The sequence below is a fragment of the Bacteroidota bacterium genome (assembly GCA_018816945.1).
Lineage (GTDB): Bacteria > Bacteroidota > Bacteroidia > Bacteroidales.
In genome coordinates, this window is sequence record JAHIVC010000011.1 from 22947 (window position 1) to 36381 (window position 13435).

Genomic DNA, 13435 nt, shown 5'->3' on the forward strand with positions numbered 1-13435 from the left:
GATATTATTTTTTATTTCTCAGGCAAAAAATTACGATTTCTCCCCTACATAAATACTGGCTATCCCGAATGACAATTTTAACTGTGTTGAATTTTTAAATCCTACTTTATTTAATCTGCTCAAAAATGCTTCTCCCGAAGGAAATTCCTGAACAGAATCGTGAAGATAAGTATAAGCACCGCGATCTTTAGAAACAATCCGACCTATCAAAGGCAATATATTTTTAAAATAGAAATGATATAATTGCCGGACCGGAAATTTTTCAGGCATCGAAAATTCGAGAATATAAACTTTTGATTTTTCCCTCAATACACGGTACATTTCAGCCAATCCTTTATCCAAATTTTCAAAATTACGAACGCCAAAAGCAACCATTGCGGCGTCAAATGTTCCGGTTTCAAAAGGCAAATTCTCACTGTCACCAATGCTTAGTACGATTTTATGAGTCAGCTTTTTATGTTCAATTTTTTTTTGTCCTACGGCCAACATTTTTTCTGCAATGTCAACCCCAACAATTTTAATTGCCTCGATCCGAGATGCCGTTATGGCAAGGTCACCTGTCCCTGTTGCTATATCAAGCACATATTTTGGATGCTGTTTTTTCAGCAGGCTTACCAACTTCTTCCTCCACAAAATATCAATTCCCATTGATAAAAAATGATTCAAAAAGTCGTATCGATAAGAGATCTCATTAAACATCTTCCTTACCGATTCCTTCTTGCCTTTTTTATTATCAACAGCCATGATCTATTTATATCGTTAGTTTATTAATTGCTTCCTCTAAAAATTTTGCTTTATTGATTGGAACTACACCAACTTCTTCACATACAATACCTCCTGCCAAATTCGATAAGGAAACTATTTGAAGTGCCGATAGTTGTAATGCCAGACAAAGGGTGGCAACACCGATTACCGTATCCCCTGCTCCTGAAACATCGGTAATGGGTCTTTTGTGCGCAGGAACAAGAATTGGATCTTGCCCTTTTTCACAAATAAATGCGCCATGCTCCGATAAAGTGGTCATCACCATTTTTGCCTTCAGGGTTTCATTCAATTTATTTGTAAGATTCAGAAGGTTTTCTTTGGAAATTTCGTCGAGTGTAAAGCCTAAACCTTCTTGTAATTCTTTTAAATTTGGTTTGAATAGGCTTACATTTTTAAACTCGAAGAAATTTTTATTTTTTGGGTCAGCAGCGGTAACAATCTTAAACCTATTTGCAAGTTCAATAATTTTTGTGATTACGCTCTTACTCAAATTTCCCTTATTGTAATCCTGAAAGATGATGGCATCGATTCTTTGAGTATCCAATAAATTGTGAATAAGATCAACCAGTTTCTTTTCTTCATGTCCATTCAAATCATAGGTCACTTCTTCATCCAGGCGCAACATTTGGGTCTTATTGCCGAAAATCCTGAATTTAGTTGTGGTGATCCGATCTTTACTCTTAATAATTCCTTTTGAATTGAGCGACTCGTTGTTAATTACTGTTAGCAAATCTTCCCCTGTCTGGTCATCGCCAATAACTGAACAAATGATTGGCTCGGCACCCAGCGATCTGAGATTCAAAGCAACATTGGCAGCACCTCCCATACGGTTCATCCGTTTTTGTATGGCAACGATTGGTACGGGTGCTTCGGGCGAAATACGGTCAACTTTACCCCAAACATAAGCATCAAGCATAATATCGCCAACAACAATAACCTTTAGCTTGCTAAAAGCATCAAATAGTTGATTTAAATTTTCTTTTGAAAACATGAGGCCATTAATAAATAGTTAAACAAAAATAGTTAAATAGGTGGGATAAAAAATAAAAAATCCCGGCTGAACCGGGATTTAAAAAATTCGTGATTATTTCAATTTGCTGAGTGCCCGCTTTATTCTTGTGATTGCTTCAGTCAAAATATCGGATGAAGTGGCATAGGAAATCCGAATACACTTATCGTTACCAAAAGCACCTCCGGAAACCAAACCTACATATTCTGTTTCTAAGATGTACATACATAGGTCATCAGAGTTTTTAATATGATAGTTTCCATCCGATTTTCCAAAATATGAATCCACTTCCGGAAAAACATAAAAGGCACCATCCGGGATATTGGTTTTAACACCGGGGATTTCTTTTAATAAATCAATGACTAAATCCCTTCTTTCTTTGAAAGCTTTTACCATCGTTTGTATCGATTCTGATGTACTTGGGTCCTCTAAAGTAGCTTCAAGAGCAGCGGCTTGCGCAATCGAAGAAGCACCTGAAGTATATTGTCCCTGTAACTTAATACATGCTTTTGCAATAAATAAAGGAGCTGCCATATAACCAATTCTCCAGCCGGTCATTGCAAAACCTTTCGATACCCCGTTAATGGTAATAACCTGATCAAATATTTCGTCAAATTGGGCAAGGCTTTCGTGTTTTCCTTTAAAGTTGATAAATTCATATATTTCATCGGCGATGACGAATAACTGCTTATGTTTTGCCACCACCTTTGCAATGGCATGCAATTCTTCTTTTGAATAAACAGAACCCGTGGGATTACAAGGCGAAGAAAATAACAAAACCTTGCTTTTTTCGGTAATAACATCTTCCAATTGCTTGGCAGTGATTTTAAAATCCGTATCAACATTGGTTTTAATATCAATCACCTTACCTTCTGCAAGCTTAACGATTTCGGGATAGGAAACCCAGTATGGCGATGGCACTATGACCTCATCACCCGGGTTTACCAGGCAAAGTATAGTATTTGTTATGGATTGTTTTGCTCCATTTGAAACAACAATTTGCTCGGCTGTATAATTCAGATTATTATCTCTTTTAAACTTTTTAACAACCGCTTCACGCAATTCCTGATAACCGGGTACCGGAGTGTAACGGGTCATGTTATTCTCAACAGCCTTGATAGCTGCATTTTTCACATTTTGCGGTGTGTTAAAATCAGGTTCTCCAAGAGTCAAGGCAATTACATCATTTCCTTTGGCTTTAAGTTCACGACTCTTCTGAGTCATTTTCAAGGTTTCCGACTCTGATAAATTATTCACCCTGTCTGATAAAAATTCTTTATTCATGTCCATAGTATTAATTCGAATCTGGTTAACTAAGTGTACACAAAGTTAGTAATTTAAACATATACAACAGACTGCACTATTAAGAAACAAAAAATATTAAAGTTGTTTAGATACTTTAATTTTGATTCATAAAACTGAATAGATTTATGAATATCATATTGGTTATATTTTCGTATTTTCGCTACTAAATTAACAAAATGGATTTGGCCGAAATACATCAAATTGTCGTACTTGGTTCAGGTAATTTGGCTACCCGATTATCCATTGCATTGCAATTGGCCGGATTGGAGATCATACAAATTTATGGGCGCAACATCCGGCATGCTGAAACGCTTGCAATTCATTTGGGTACGAAGTGGACCAACGACCTAAAAGCCGTTATTCCTTCGGCCGACCTTTATTTGTTATGTTTAAGCGATGATGCTTTAACAGAAGTCATCGGAGCTTTTCCATTCAAAGACAAGCTATTAGTTCACACTTCCGGCACTATTTCAATGGATGTATTTCAAAACTTCCAAAATAATTATGGCATTTTTTATCCCCTGCAAACTTTTTCAAAAAACAAAGAAATCGAATTTGAAGATATTCCGATTTGTATTGAAGCCAATACAAAAACTAATGAATCAAAATTGGTGAGGCTGGCAGAAAAAATTTCTAATAATATACACCTCATCAGTTCGGACCAAAGAAAAACTTTGCATATTGCTGCTGTTTTTGCTTCTAACTTTACCAATTATTTTTATTCCGTATCGAAAGATATTTTGGAATCGAATCAACTTTCTTTCAACCTGCTAAAACCGCTTATTATTGAAACTGTAGAAAAGGCAATGTCTCAAAATCCGGATGAAACACAAACAGGCCCGGCCCGACGAGGAGATAAAAAAATCATTTCGACCCATTTGGATTTCTTAAATTCACGACCCGAATTCAAGGAAATGTACGAGTTAATTTCCAAACACATCATGAATAAATACTCAAAGCAATGATAAATTACAAAGAAGCGCTTATCCACATCAATACTTTTATTTTCGATTACGACGGTGTTTTTACCAATGGAACCGTTATATTAATGAATACCGGAGAACCCTTACGCACCGCAAATGTTAAAGATGGCTATGCACTTCAGCTTGCCGTAAAAATGGGTTATAATATTGTGATTATTTCAGGTGGAAAATCTCAATCGATTACCAATCGCTTTGATGCATTAAATGTGACTGATGTTTTTTTAAGTGTGGATAATAAGATTGAAGTTTATCATAAATACCTAAAGGATCATAAACTGGAGCCCCAAAATGTGCTTTATATGGGCGATGACATTCCCGATTATAAAATTATGCAGGAAGTAGGAGTAGCTACCTGCCCTGCCGATGCATCGGAAGAAATTAAATCAATTTCGAACTATATTTCACATTTAAATGGCGGTGAAGGTTGTGTACGGGATGTCATCGAACAGGTAATGAAAGTTCAGGGAAAATGGATGACCGATGATGCTTTTCACTGGTAATTTCAGCTTTTAAAAATTTCAAAATGCCTGAACTAAATTCACTCAAATATAAAATCATTCTTGCATCCGGCTCACCCCGACGTCAATCGCTGTTGAAAGAACTGGGTCTTGATTTCAGTGTTGAGCTTAGAGAAATTGACGAAGTTTACCCGCCAAATCTGAAGGGAAAAGAAATTGCTGAATATCTGGCAGGACTTAAAGCTGCTGCATTTAAACCGAATGAGATCCCGGATGATCAACTTCTGGTTACAGCGGATACCATTGTTTGTGTGGATGACAAAATGCTTGCTAAACCTGAAGATTTTGCACATGCAAAAGAGATGCTCCAATTGCTATCGGGCAGATGGCACGAAGTGATTACCGGTGTTTGTTTGAAATCAAATAAAAAAGAGAAAATATTTTCCGCTTCCACAAAAGTTCGATTCAAGACCTTAACTTCAGCGGAAATTAATTATTATATAGAAAATTACAAACCCTACGATAAGGCCGGTGCTTATGGCATTCAGGAATGGATCGGTTTTATCGGGATAAGTGAAATATCAGGATCGTTCCACAATGTGATGGGCCTGCCTGTTCAGAAGCTTTATGAAGAACTACTAAAATTCTGATCCAAACAAAGCTCATAAGCTAAAACTTAAAGGTTCCATAAATTTATTCTATTTTTGTCACTCAAATAAATAATGACTTTATGAGCAAGCCTACAATTTTAATCACCAATGATGATGGCATAAACGCCAAGGGTTTGAGATATTTAATTTCCGTTATGAGAAAACTTGGAGATGTTACAGTTGTGGCTTCAGAATTCCCAATGTCGGCAACCAGCCATTCGATAACGGTAAGATCGCCTCTTAGGCTTGAAAAAATTATAGAAGAAGATGGATACCGTGAATATCAATGCAATGGAACTCCTGTTGATTGCATGAAGTTGGGCGAGCAAGTGGTTTTAAGGAAAAAACCTGATTTGTTGGTTTCGGGTGTAAATCATGGATCGAATGCTTCGGTAAACGTGGTTTATTCGGGTACAATGGCAGCTGTCATCGAAGGTTGTATCTCCGGAATTCCCAGCATTGGGTTTTCATTATTGGATTACAGCAGTAAAGCTGACTTTAGCGCCTGCGGCAACTTTATTAATGAAATTACCGGAAAGGTTTTAAAAGAAGGCCTCCCGCAAGGAGTTTGTTTAAATGTAAATATTCCCGCCATAAAAGCGGAAGAAATAAATGGGATTAAAATTTGTCGACAGTCAAAGGCCCGATGGGTTGAAGAGTTTGACGTACGTAAAGATCCTCGGGAGAAAGATTACTTTTGGCTAACCGGATATTTTGAAAAATTGGATAATGAGCCTGATACAGATCAATGGGCTTTGGAAAATCATTATGTATCGGTAGTTCCAACCCAATTTGATTTTACTGCCCACAAAGAAATCGCAACGATTAAAAAATGGCAACTTAATGGGAAATCTATTAAATAAAAACAGTCATGTATTTGGTGGGGTAATCGGTTTAATTCTACCGGTTATGGGATTTTTATTGGTCTATGGAATCATCACCTTGGTTGAAATGTTTACAGGTTATATTGTAATTCAAGATCTCTCAAAATTAAAAATACTCGGAATTGCATTCAACCTTTGGCCGATCAGGTACTATTTCATCAATAAAAAATATGAACTTACAGGTCGTGGAATTTTACTTGTGACGTTCATTTATGTAATTGCTTATTTTTGGCTTCAATAGTCTCATTATGCGGTATTATATCATAGCAGGAGAAGCATCGGGTGATTTGCATTCATCAAATTTGATGAAGGAAATTAATCTTCTGGATCAGGAAGCAAATTTCAGGTGCTGGGGTGGGGATTTGATGGAAACCCAAGGGGGCGTTTTGGTAAAACATTATCGCGAACTGGCCTTTATGGGCTTCAAGGACGTGGTTGCCAATCTTAATACCATCCGTAAAAACCTTGAGCTGTGTAAAAACGACCTATTAGCATTCAACCCTGATGTACTTATTTTGGTCGATTATCCGGGCTTCAACTTGAGAATTGCAGAATTTGCGAAAAATAACAATATCAGAACGGTTTATTATATTTCTCCTCAGGTTTGGGCCTGGAAAAAATCGAGGGTTAAAAAAATAAAACGTGATGTTGATCAAATGTTTGTTATCCTGCCTTTCGAGAAAGGATTTTATCAGGATTTAAATTATGATGTCGAATTTGTGGGCCATCCATTGCTTGATGTTATCAAAAATAGGGAAATCAGCAACAAGCAGGATTTCCAAAAGCACAACCAGCTTGATGAGAGACCAATTATTGCTGTTTTACCGGGCAGCCGTAAACAGGAAATTTCACGCATGTTGAAAATCATGTTATCAGTCATTCCTCACTTTCCTGATTCGCAGTTTGTGGTTGCCGGAGCTCCCGGACTTACTCCTGACTTTTATTTTTCGGTACTTGGTAAAAGTGATATAAAAGTAATTCACGCACAAACCTATAATTTATTGGATCATGCAAAGGCAGCCATCGTTTCATCAGGTACAGCCACACTCGAAACCGCATTATTCAATGTGCCGGAAGTTGTTTGCTATAAAGGGGATGCTGTTTCGGTATTTATCGCACGTCAATTAATCAAAATCAAATACATTTCTTTGGTTAATTTAATTATGGATAAAGCTGTGGTAAAGGAGCTTATTCAATCGGATTTTAATACTGAAAGCATCCGGACAGAACTGAATGAATTGTTGAACAACTCACAATATCGCGATAAAATGCAGCTTGATTTTATTGAGCTCAAAAAACTATTGGGCGAAGAAGGGGCTTCCAAGAGGGCTGCAAATAAAATTTTCTCTTTCCTACAATAATTTTACAGGACAAAATCATAAAAATGGAATAAAAAGAAAAACATCTTTTTCTTTTTATGATTTTCTGGCATAAATTTCCTTACGTACGTATACTCTTATTTTATCTCCTTGGGGTTTTCATCGCTTATTTTACAAATACCGAGATACTGTATCCTTCATTATTCTTCATTATCATTGTTCTTATCAGCTCATTTCTACTGCCCTTTACCAAGTTTTTAAATTATCGGTTCCGATTGATCCCCGGGTTTTTTATTGGAATCATTTTTATGTTATTGGGAATTCTCTTAACTACAATGCAAAAATCAAAAGGCCCTCTAGCTGTTTCATCCAATCAAAAACAGGATTATTTTTTTATGATTACTGAAGAGCCTTCCGAATCGGCAAAATCAATAAAAATTTTAGGTGATGTTTTTGGGGGGGAAATAAATAAAAATTCAATTCCGACTTCCATAAAATGCCTGATTTACCTCGCTAAAGATAGTTTAGCAAAAATGCTGGTTTACGGAGATGTTCTAAAAATCAACACTCGTTTGTCGGAAATAAATCCTCCACAGAACCCACATGAATTTAACTATCGGAAATATTTAAAAAACCGCAATATCTATCATCAAGCTTACTTAAATAAAGATGCGTGGCAAATCATTGATCATAAACAAGCTAACCCTATTAAATATTATGCCTTAAAAATCAGACAACATTTACTAAGCACCCTAAAGAGTTCAAATCTATCAGAATCGGAATTCGCGGTAGCAGCAGCAATCCTGCTTGGACAGGATGAAATTCTTGATGATGAAACCCGCCAAGACTATTCAGGTTCAGGAGCGATACATGTACTTTGCGTATCGGGTTTACATGTAGGAATTATCTTTTTAGCATTCAACCTCATATTATCATTTTTAAAGAAAAAGGGGGCCCAAAAACTGATAAAAACCCTGTTGCTAATACTTTTTATTTGGAGTTATGCTCTGATTACCGGTATTTCACCTTCTGTTTTGCGAGCTTCGGTCATGCTTAGTTTTATTATTGTGGGCGAAGCATTCAATAAAAAAGGGAATATTTATAATTCCATTGCAACTTCTGCCTTTCTGCTACTTTTAATTAATCCATTGATGATTATGGAAGTTGGGTTTCAACTTTCATATGCAGCCGTGATTGGAATCGTATCTCTTTATCCGCTGATTAAAAAACAACTTTATCATCCAAACCATATCATCGACAAAATACTTTCCATCTTAATAGTGTCGGTTGCGGCACAGTTGGGGACATTCCCCATAGCGATTTATTATTTCCATCAATTCCCGGTTTATTTTTTATTTACCAATTTAGTGGTCATTTTATTAGCTACTCTTATCATCAATATTGGATTTCTCTACTTGCTGCTATCATCCATTCCATTGATTTCTTTCTGCTTTCAATTTATTTTTAAAATGACCATCAGTTTTATGAATAAATACGTTGCTTTCATCGAATCTTTACCCGGCTCAACCATGAAAGGCTTGGTTTTGAGCTTTTTGATGATGCTCATCATCTATCTTTTAATTATCGGTATCACACAATCAATCCTACAGAAATCAAAATCATGGTTTGTTTTAGGTTTACTTTCAATTATCATTTTAGGATTTGGATTCAGTTACAAAAATATTTCACAATTATGGCAGCATAAAATGATTGTTTATAAAATTCAGGGTTATTCTGCAATTGAGTTTCAACAAGGCAAAAAGAATTTTGTAATGTTGGATTCAGCGCTGATCATCGACCAACAGAAAATCAATTACCACTTAACAACCAATTGGTGGTACTCGGGTATCAGTCAGCCTCAAATTGTGTCCTTTGATGAAAATAAAGATCCTTCAATCCAATTAATAAAGCATGGAGATTTGTTTTTCTTTCAGAATCATACTTTTTTAAGAATTAGCAAAGACAACGATGACGCTCTAAAAAAGCTCCAGATTCCGGTCGATTACTTGATTATCTCAAATAACCCAAATATTTCGATGGAAAAATTGCAATCTAATTTCTCTCCAAAACTTATTATTCTGGATTCTTCAAACTCAAACTATTTTACACAAAAATTGGTACAGGAAGCAGAAAAAATTGGAGTTTCACTTTATGCCGTGAACAATTCGGGTGCTTATATTATCAACCTGTGAATAAATGGTATTAAACCCCAAGACAAGCCCTAGACCCTTTCTTCCGGAGAAAACTCAGGGAAATTAAACCGATGAGATCCCTCGACACTTGCTCGGGATCAGTTCGGCTAAATGATTTTGAGAATCAAAATCATAGTCTCACTGATTAAAATCGTAATGAAAGGCAGCTCAGTCCTCCGTCCAGCTTCATGTATTCACTCATTTCCAACTCAATAATTTTAAATCCTGCATTTACAAAAGTTTTTTTGGCCCTTTCAAAACCTTTGGCAACCAATAAATAATCATTGATCAATAAACAATTTGCCGCATAACTTTCTTCATCCGGAATGGAAATCTTCTTATAGTCATCAAATCCTTTCATCGACAATAAGCTGTCAATCATCACGAGGGTTTGATTACCCACATAGTTAATCCCGGTTTTTAAATGAAGCATTTTATCGATCTCTATCATTGAGGAAGTATAGCCATATTTTGCAAGAAGTTTCATCAGTTGCTCCGCCCCTTCTTTGTTTGTCCGATCCGACAATCCGATAAAAAAGTGGTTTTCTGCGCGCATGATATCCCCACCATCCAGTGTTCCGGGATATGTAATGTATTCTAATGTCCTAAATTCCTCAAGTTTTGAAGCAACGCTTAGTTCTTCACCCCTCCTGTTTATGTGACCCGGAAAAGTTATTATGGCACATTTTTCGGTGACAATGGCAGTGTCTTCTACAAAAACACTATCTGGAAATTGAGGTTCTTCGGCAATCTCAACAATAGTCAACCCGCACTTTTTAAGCGCCTTACAATATTCACTGTGCTGATTTAATGCCTTTTGAAATTCAGGCTTACCTATATTCATACTGGTAATGCCATGAATCATCGATTCAGCAGGCTTGCGAACTAAAGCGTATTTAAACATCCTTTTATTTTTATTTCAAAAATAGTTAAAGTAAGGATAAGTGATTTTTATTTTTTTTGATAATTTATTTTGTGGAACAAAAAATTGAATTATCTTTGCCCGCTCTAAGCAGCGATGTTTAGATGTTCATTAAAACAAATATTGGTTCGGTAGTTCAGTTGGTTACCAGCCTGCGGCAGGCAGGGAATGCCGCCCTGGTATCTCGCGACAAGCGAGACAGGTTCGGAATCTTACAACTATCGAATAAAAAGTTGAAATAATAGTTCTTAAAAATATTGGTTCGGTAGTTCAGTTGGTTAGAATGCCGCCCTGTCACGGCGGAGGTCGCGGGTTCGAGTCCCGTCCGGACCGCTTAAATGGATAGCATAAAGATGCAAAGCCCTGTAAATCATAAACTTACAGGGCTTTTCCGTTTATCCATTTCTGCGTTTTTATCCCCTTTTCTGTACATTTCTATTGGACTAACTATTGGACTTAAATTTTTTCAAAAAAGTCCAATAGTGATAACCCTTAAATGCTGATAATCATTGCTTTATTTTGCTTAAACTTTCTTGTTTTAATCAAATAATTAAACAATTTTTATCATGAGCCGTTGGACATCTTACAACCTGCTGTTTTTCATCAAAAGAAAAAAACTTCTTAAGTCTGGTAAAGCATCATTATTTGCAAAAATCACCGTTAACAAAGATCATACTGAATTTGTATTAAACTGCAGCGTTACACCTGAACTTTGGAGTAAAGAAAATGGCGGTGCTATTGGAAATTCTCAGGAAGCTAAGTTGGTAAATGAATTTATAGATTCTGTTAAATTCAAGTTTCAATCCATTATCAACAGAATGAATAATGCCGGCATTGAAATCACACCCGAACATCTCAAAAATAAATATCTTGGTGTCGAACCCTCGATCCAAACTATATTAGGTATATTTAATGATCATACTTTGAAAATCAAAGCTTTATTAGGCATCGAATATTCAAAAGGCACTTATACCAAATATCGATCTTGCTACAAACATGTAAAGGACTTTATTTTATTCAAATACAAAAAGGCGGATCTGGCAATCCTTAAGGTTGATCATGAATTTATTTCTAATCTCGAATTCTATATAAGAAGCGAAAAACGATGCAGTCATAATACCACAATGAAATACTTGAATATTTTCAAAAGGATAACAAGAATAGCTTTGCATAATGATTGGTTAAAAAAGGATCCCTATTCAAACTATAAATTATCCTGGAAGAAAGTAGATCGTGATTACTTGTCTGAAGAAGAAATATCCAGGATAATCAAAAAAGAATTTTCAATCGAAAGACTCCAAATGGTGAAAGATTGTTTTTTATTTGCTTGTTATACTGGCCTGGCACATTCCGATCTTCAAAGACTGACACCTGAAAATCTTATTGTCGGATTTGATAACAAGCAATGGATAAGCATTAAAAGAAAAAAGACGAATGTCCTGAGTAACATCCCTCTTTTACCGGTAGCGATAGCAATCATTGAAAAGTATAAAGATCATCCGGTGGTAATCGAAAAAAATGTATTGCTGCCTGTTAACTCAAACCAAAAAATGAATGCCTATCTGAAAGAAATTGCTGACATCTGTGGAATCACAAAAACACTTACCAGCCATGTAGCACGTCATACTTTTGCAACCACAATTACACTCAATAATGATGTACCGATCGAAAGCGTTTCAAAAATGCTTGGCCATAGTTCATTGGAGATGACAAAAATCTATGCAAGGCTATTAGATAAAAAAGTAGGGAGGGATATGGAACATATTGCTGAAAAGTACTCAGAATAGAAATCAAGTAAACTTTTTTCAGGACGAGACAACGAGACAAATAGAATAAAACAACATTTCCCACTAGCCAAAAAGTGTGTGCGTTGTGTGCGCATTTTATATATATTATTAATAGTCAATAAAATATAGCGCACACACTATCGCGACACACTCAAATAATGATAAATGTGTGTGCACTCAGTGTGCGCATAAAAACGCGCACACACTCAAACTGTGTGCGCATCACTGTGCGCCATAACAAATACATAATCAGCAACATACACACATCGCACACAAACACCCCCTTTCAAATTCATTATTTTATATTATAAGATTTACTTTACATTATATAATACTATATTTTGGCAATTAATTTAATTTGCTGCCGTAATATAGTTTTTGTATATTTGCTCAAACAATAATGATTACTATCGCAACAAACAAACTAAATATCGACAAATTAAAATCGCAATTTAAGAACCAAACCGTTATTACGACTAAGGAAATTGCGGATTGCTATAGGTTGTTTGAGCCTAATGTCAAACAAACGACTATCAATTGGCGGGTGTATAACCTTGTTCAAACGGGGATTCTTAGCCGGATAGGAAGAGGAAAATTCAATTTTGGAAAAGGAATCCTTTATGTCCCTGAGATCACATCTAAAATGAAATCCATATACAATAAGCTTAAAAAGGAATTTCCCTATCTCAAAATTTGTATTTGGAATACTTCGGCTGTGAATGAATTTATGCGTCATCAACCAGGTCTTTTTTATCTCATGATTGAAGTTGAAAAAGAAGCAACCCAATCAGTGTTCTATTTTCTAAAAGAAATGAATTATCCTGTTTTTTTAGAACCTAAAAGCGATATTTTAGAAAAATATGTACCGATCGATAAAGAAGCATTAATTATTAAACCATTGATATCTGAAGCCCCAACTCAAAACAGTAATGGATTTGAAACCATCTCATTGGAAAAACTACTGGTGGATATCTATTGTGATGAGGTGGTTTTTTCTGCTCAACAGGGCGCGGAAATGCGAACAATTTTCAAAGAAGCATTCGGGAAGTATGTTATTAATCAAAATAGGATGACACGATATGCTAGCCGACGACGGAAAAAAGAAAGTTTTAACAAATATCTGCATTCAATAATAAATAAAGAACAGCAGTAAAAATGCTG

The 13435-nt window shown here is 35.8% G+C and carries 13 protein-coding genes and 1 tRNA gene; 10 read left to right on the forward strand and 4 right to left on the reverse strand.

The window, feature by feature from the left end:
* Positions 1–30 precede the first annotated feature (30 nt).
* From ubiE to KKG99_02075, 3 genes are all read right to left on the reverse strand, one after another.
* Positions 31–744, reverse strand: coding sequence for a bifunctional demethylmenaquinone methyltransferase/2-methoxy-6-polyprenyl-1,4-benzoquinol methylase UbiE (ubiE, locus tag KKG99_02065; GenBank protein MBU1011766.1), 714 nt, complete (start codon positions 742–744; stop codon positions 31–33).
* A gap of 7 nt (positions 745–751) precedes the next feature.
* Positions 752–1756 carry a D-glycero-beta-D-manno-heptose-7-phosphate kinase gene (locus KKG99_02070; GenBank protein MBU1011767.1) on the reverse strand — a complete coding sequence of 335 codons (1005 nt, stop codon included), beginning with the start codon at positions 1754–1756 and terminating at the stop codon, positions 752–754.
* A 93-nt stretch (positions 1757–1849) separates the two neighbouring features.
* A complete protein-coding gene (locus KKG99_02075) occupies positions 1850–3058 on the reverse strand; it encodes a pyridoxal phosphate-dependent aminotransferase (GenBank protein ID MBU1011768.1) in 1209 nt (402 codons plus the stop codon).
* Positions 3059–3255: 197 nt separating this feature from the next.
* On the opposite strand from KKG99_02075, the gene KKG99_02080 reads away from it, so the two are divergent.
* The 7 genes from KKG99_02080 to KKG99_02110 all read left to right on the forward strand — a co-directional run bounded on the left by KKG99_02080 (position 3256) and on the right by KKG99_02110 (position 9565).
* Positions 3256–4044: a DUF2520 domain-containing protein gene (locus tag KKG99_02080; GenBank protein ID MBU1011769.1), complete on the forward strand. Its 789-nt coding sequence runs from the start codon at positions 3256–3258 to the stop codon at positions 4042–4044.
* Positions 4041–4562, forward strand: a complete 522-nt coding sequence (locus KKG99_02085; protein ID MBU1011770.1) for an HAD-IIIA family hydrolase — start codon at positions 4041–4043, stop codon at positions 4560–4562. The genes KKG99_02080 and KKG99_02085 overlap by 4 nt, the downstream gene beginning before the upstream one ends.
* A gap of 23 nt (positions 4563–4585) precedes the next feature.
* A complete protein-coding gene (gene maf / locus KKG99_02090) occupies positions 4586–5170 on the forward strand; it encodes a septum formation protein Maf (GenBank protein MBU1011771.1) in 585 nt (194 codons plus the stop codon).
* Positions 5171–5250: 80 nt separating this feature from the next.
* The gene (surE, locus tag KKG99_02095) at positions 5251–6033 is read left to right on the forward strand and encodes a 5'/3'-nucleotidase SurE (GenBank protein MBU1011772.1); all 783 of its coding nucleotides are present in this window, start codon (positions 5251–5253) and stop codon (positions 6031–6033) included.
* Positions 6014–6295 carry a hypothetical protein gene (locus tag KKG99_02100; protein ID MBU1011773.1) on the forward strand — a complete coding sequence of 94 codons (282 nt, stop codon included), beginning with the start codon at positions 6014–6016 and terminating at the stop codon, positions 6293–6295. Before surE ends, KKG99_02100 begins: the two co-directional genes overlap by 20 nt.
* A gap of 7 nt (positions 6296–6302) precedes the next feature.
* Positions 6303–7415, forward strand: a complete 1113-nt coding sequence (lpxB, locus tag KKG99_02105; GenBank protein ID MBU1011774.1) for a lipid-A-disaccharide synthase — start codon at positions 6303–6305, stop codon at positions 7413–7415.
* A 56-nt stretch (positions 7416–7471) separates the two neighbouring features.
* A complete protein-coding gene (locus tag KKG99_02110; protein MBU1011775.1) occupies positions 7472–9565 on the forward strand; it encodes a ComEC family competence protein in 2094 nt (697 codons plus the stop codon).
* Between the two features lie 145 nt (positions 9566–9710).
* On the opposite strand, the gene KKG99_02115 is transcribed toward KKG99_02110, so the two are convergent.
* Positions 9711–10469: a N(G),N(G)-dimethylarginine dimethylaminohydrolase gene (locus KKG99_02115; GenBank protein ID MBU1011776.1), complete on the reverse strand. Its 759-nt coding sequence runs from the start codon at positions 10467–10469 to the stop codon at positions 9711–9713.
* A 277-nt stretch (positions 10470–10746) separates the two neighbouring features.
* On the opposite strand from KKG99_02115, the gene KKG99_02120 reads away from it, so the two are divergent.
* From KKG99_02120 to KKG99_02130, 3 genes are all read left to right on the forward strand, one after another.
* Positions 10747–10820 (forward strand) — tRNA-Asp (locus KKG99_02120).
* Between the two features lie 233 nt (positions 10821–11053).
* A complete protein-coding gene (locus KKG99_02125; GenBank protein ID MBU1011777.1) occupies positions 11054–12274 on the forward strand; it encodes a site-specific integrase in 1221 nt (406 codons plus the stop codon).
* A 400-nt stretch (positions 12275–12674) separates the two neighbouring features.
* A complete protein-coding gene (locus KKG99_02130) occupies positions 12675–13427 on the forward strand; it encodes a hypothetical protein (GenBank protein ID MBU1011778.1) in 753 nt (250 codons plus the stop codon).
* Positions 13428–13435 lie beyond the last annotated feature (8 nt).

What these genes read in the sequence shown, in the direction of transcription:
- ubiE (MBU1011766.1), bottom strand. Translation starts at nt 744, where the DNA reads ATGGCTGTTGATAATAAAAAAGGCAAGAAGGAATCGGTAAGGAAGATG.
- KKG99_02115 (MBU1011776.1), bottom strand. Translation starts at nt 10,469, where the DNA reads ATGTTTAAATACGCTTTAGTTCGCAAGCCTGCTGAATCGATGATTCAT.
- KKG99_02125 (MBU1011777.1), top strand. Translation starts at nt 11,054, where the DNA reads ATGAGCCGTTGGACATCTTACAACCTGCTGTTTTTCATCAAAAGAAAA.
- KKG99_02070 (MBU1011767.1), bottom strand. Translation starts at nt 1,756, where the DNA reads ATGTTTTCAAAAGAAAATTTAAATCAACTATTTGATGCTTTTAGCAAG.
- KKG99_02100 (MBU1011773.1), top strand. Translation starts at nt 6,014, where the DNA reads ATGGGAAATCTATTAAATAAAAACAGTCATGTATTTGGTGGGGTAATC.
- maf (MBU1011771.1), top strand. Translation starts at nt 4,586, where the DNA reads ATGCCTGAACTAAATTCACTCAAATATAAAATCATTCTTGCATCCGGC.
- KKG99_02085 (MBU1011770.1), top strand. Translation starts at nt 4,041, where the DNA reads ATGATAAATTACAAAGAAGCGCTTATCCACATCAATACTTTTATTTTC.
- surE (MBU1011772.1), top strand. Translation starts at nt 5,251, where the DNA reads ATGAGCAAGCCTACAATTTTAATCACCAATGATGATGGCATAAACGCC.
- KKG99_02075 (MBU1011768.1), bottom strand. Translation starts at nt 3,058, where the DNA reads ATGAATAAAGAATTTTTATCAGACAGGGTGAATAATTTATCAGAGTCG.
- KKG99_02080 (MBU1011769.1), top strand. Translation starts at nt 3,256, where the DNA reads ATGGATTTGGCCGAAATACATCAAATTGTCGTACTTGGTTCAGGTAAT.
- KKG99_02130 (MBU1011778.1), top strand. Translation starts at nt 12,675, where the DNA reads ATGATTACTATCGCAACAAACAAACTAAATATCGACAAATTAAAATCG.
- lpxB (MBU1011774.1), top strand. Translation starts at nt 6,303, where the DNA reads ATGCGGTATTATATCATAGCAGGAGAAGCATCGGGTGATTTGCATTCA.
- KKG99_02110 (MBU1011775.1), top strand. Translation starts at nt 7,472, where the DNA reads ATGATTTTCTGGCATAAATTTCCTTACGTACGTATACTCTTATTTTAT.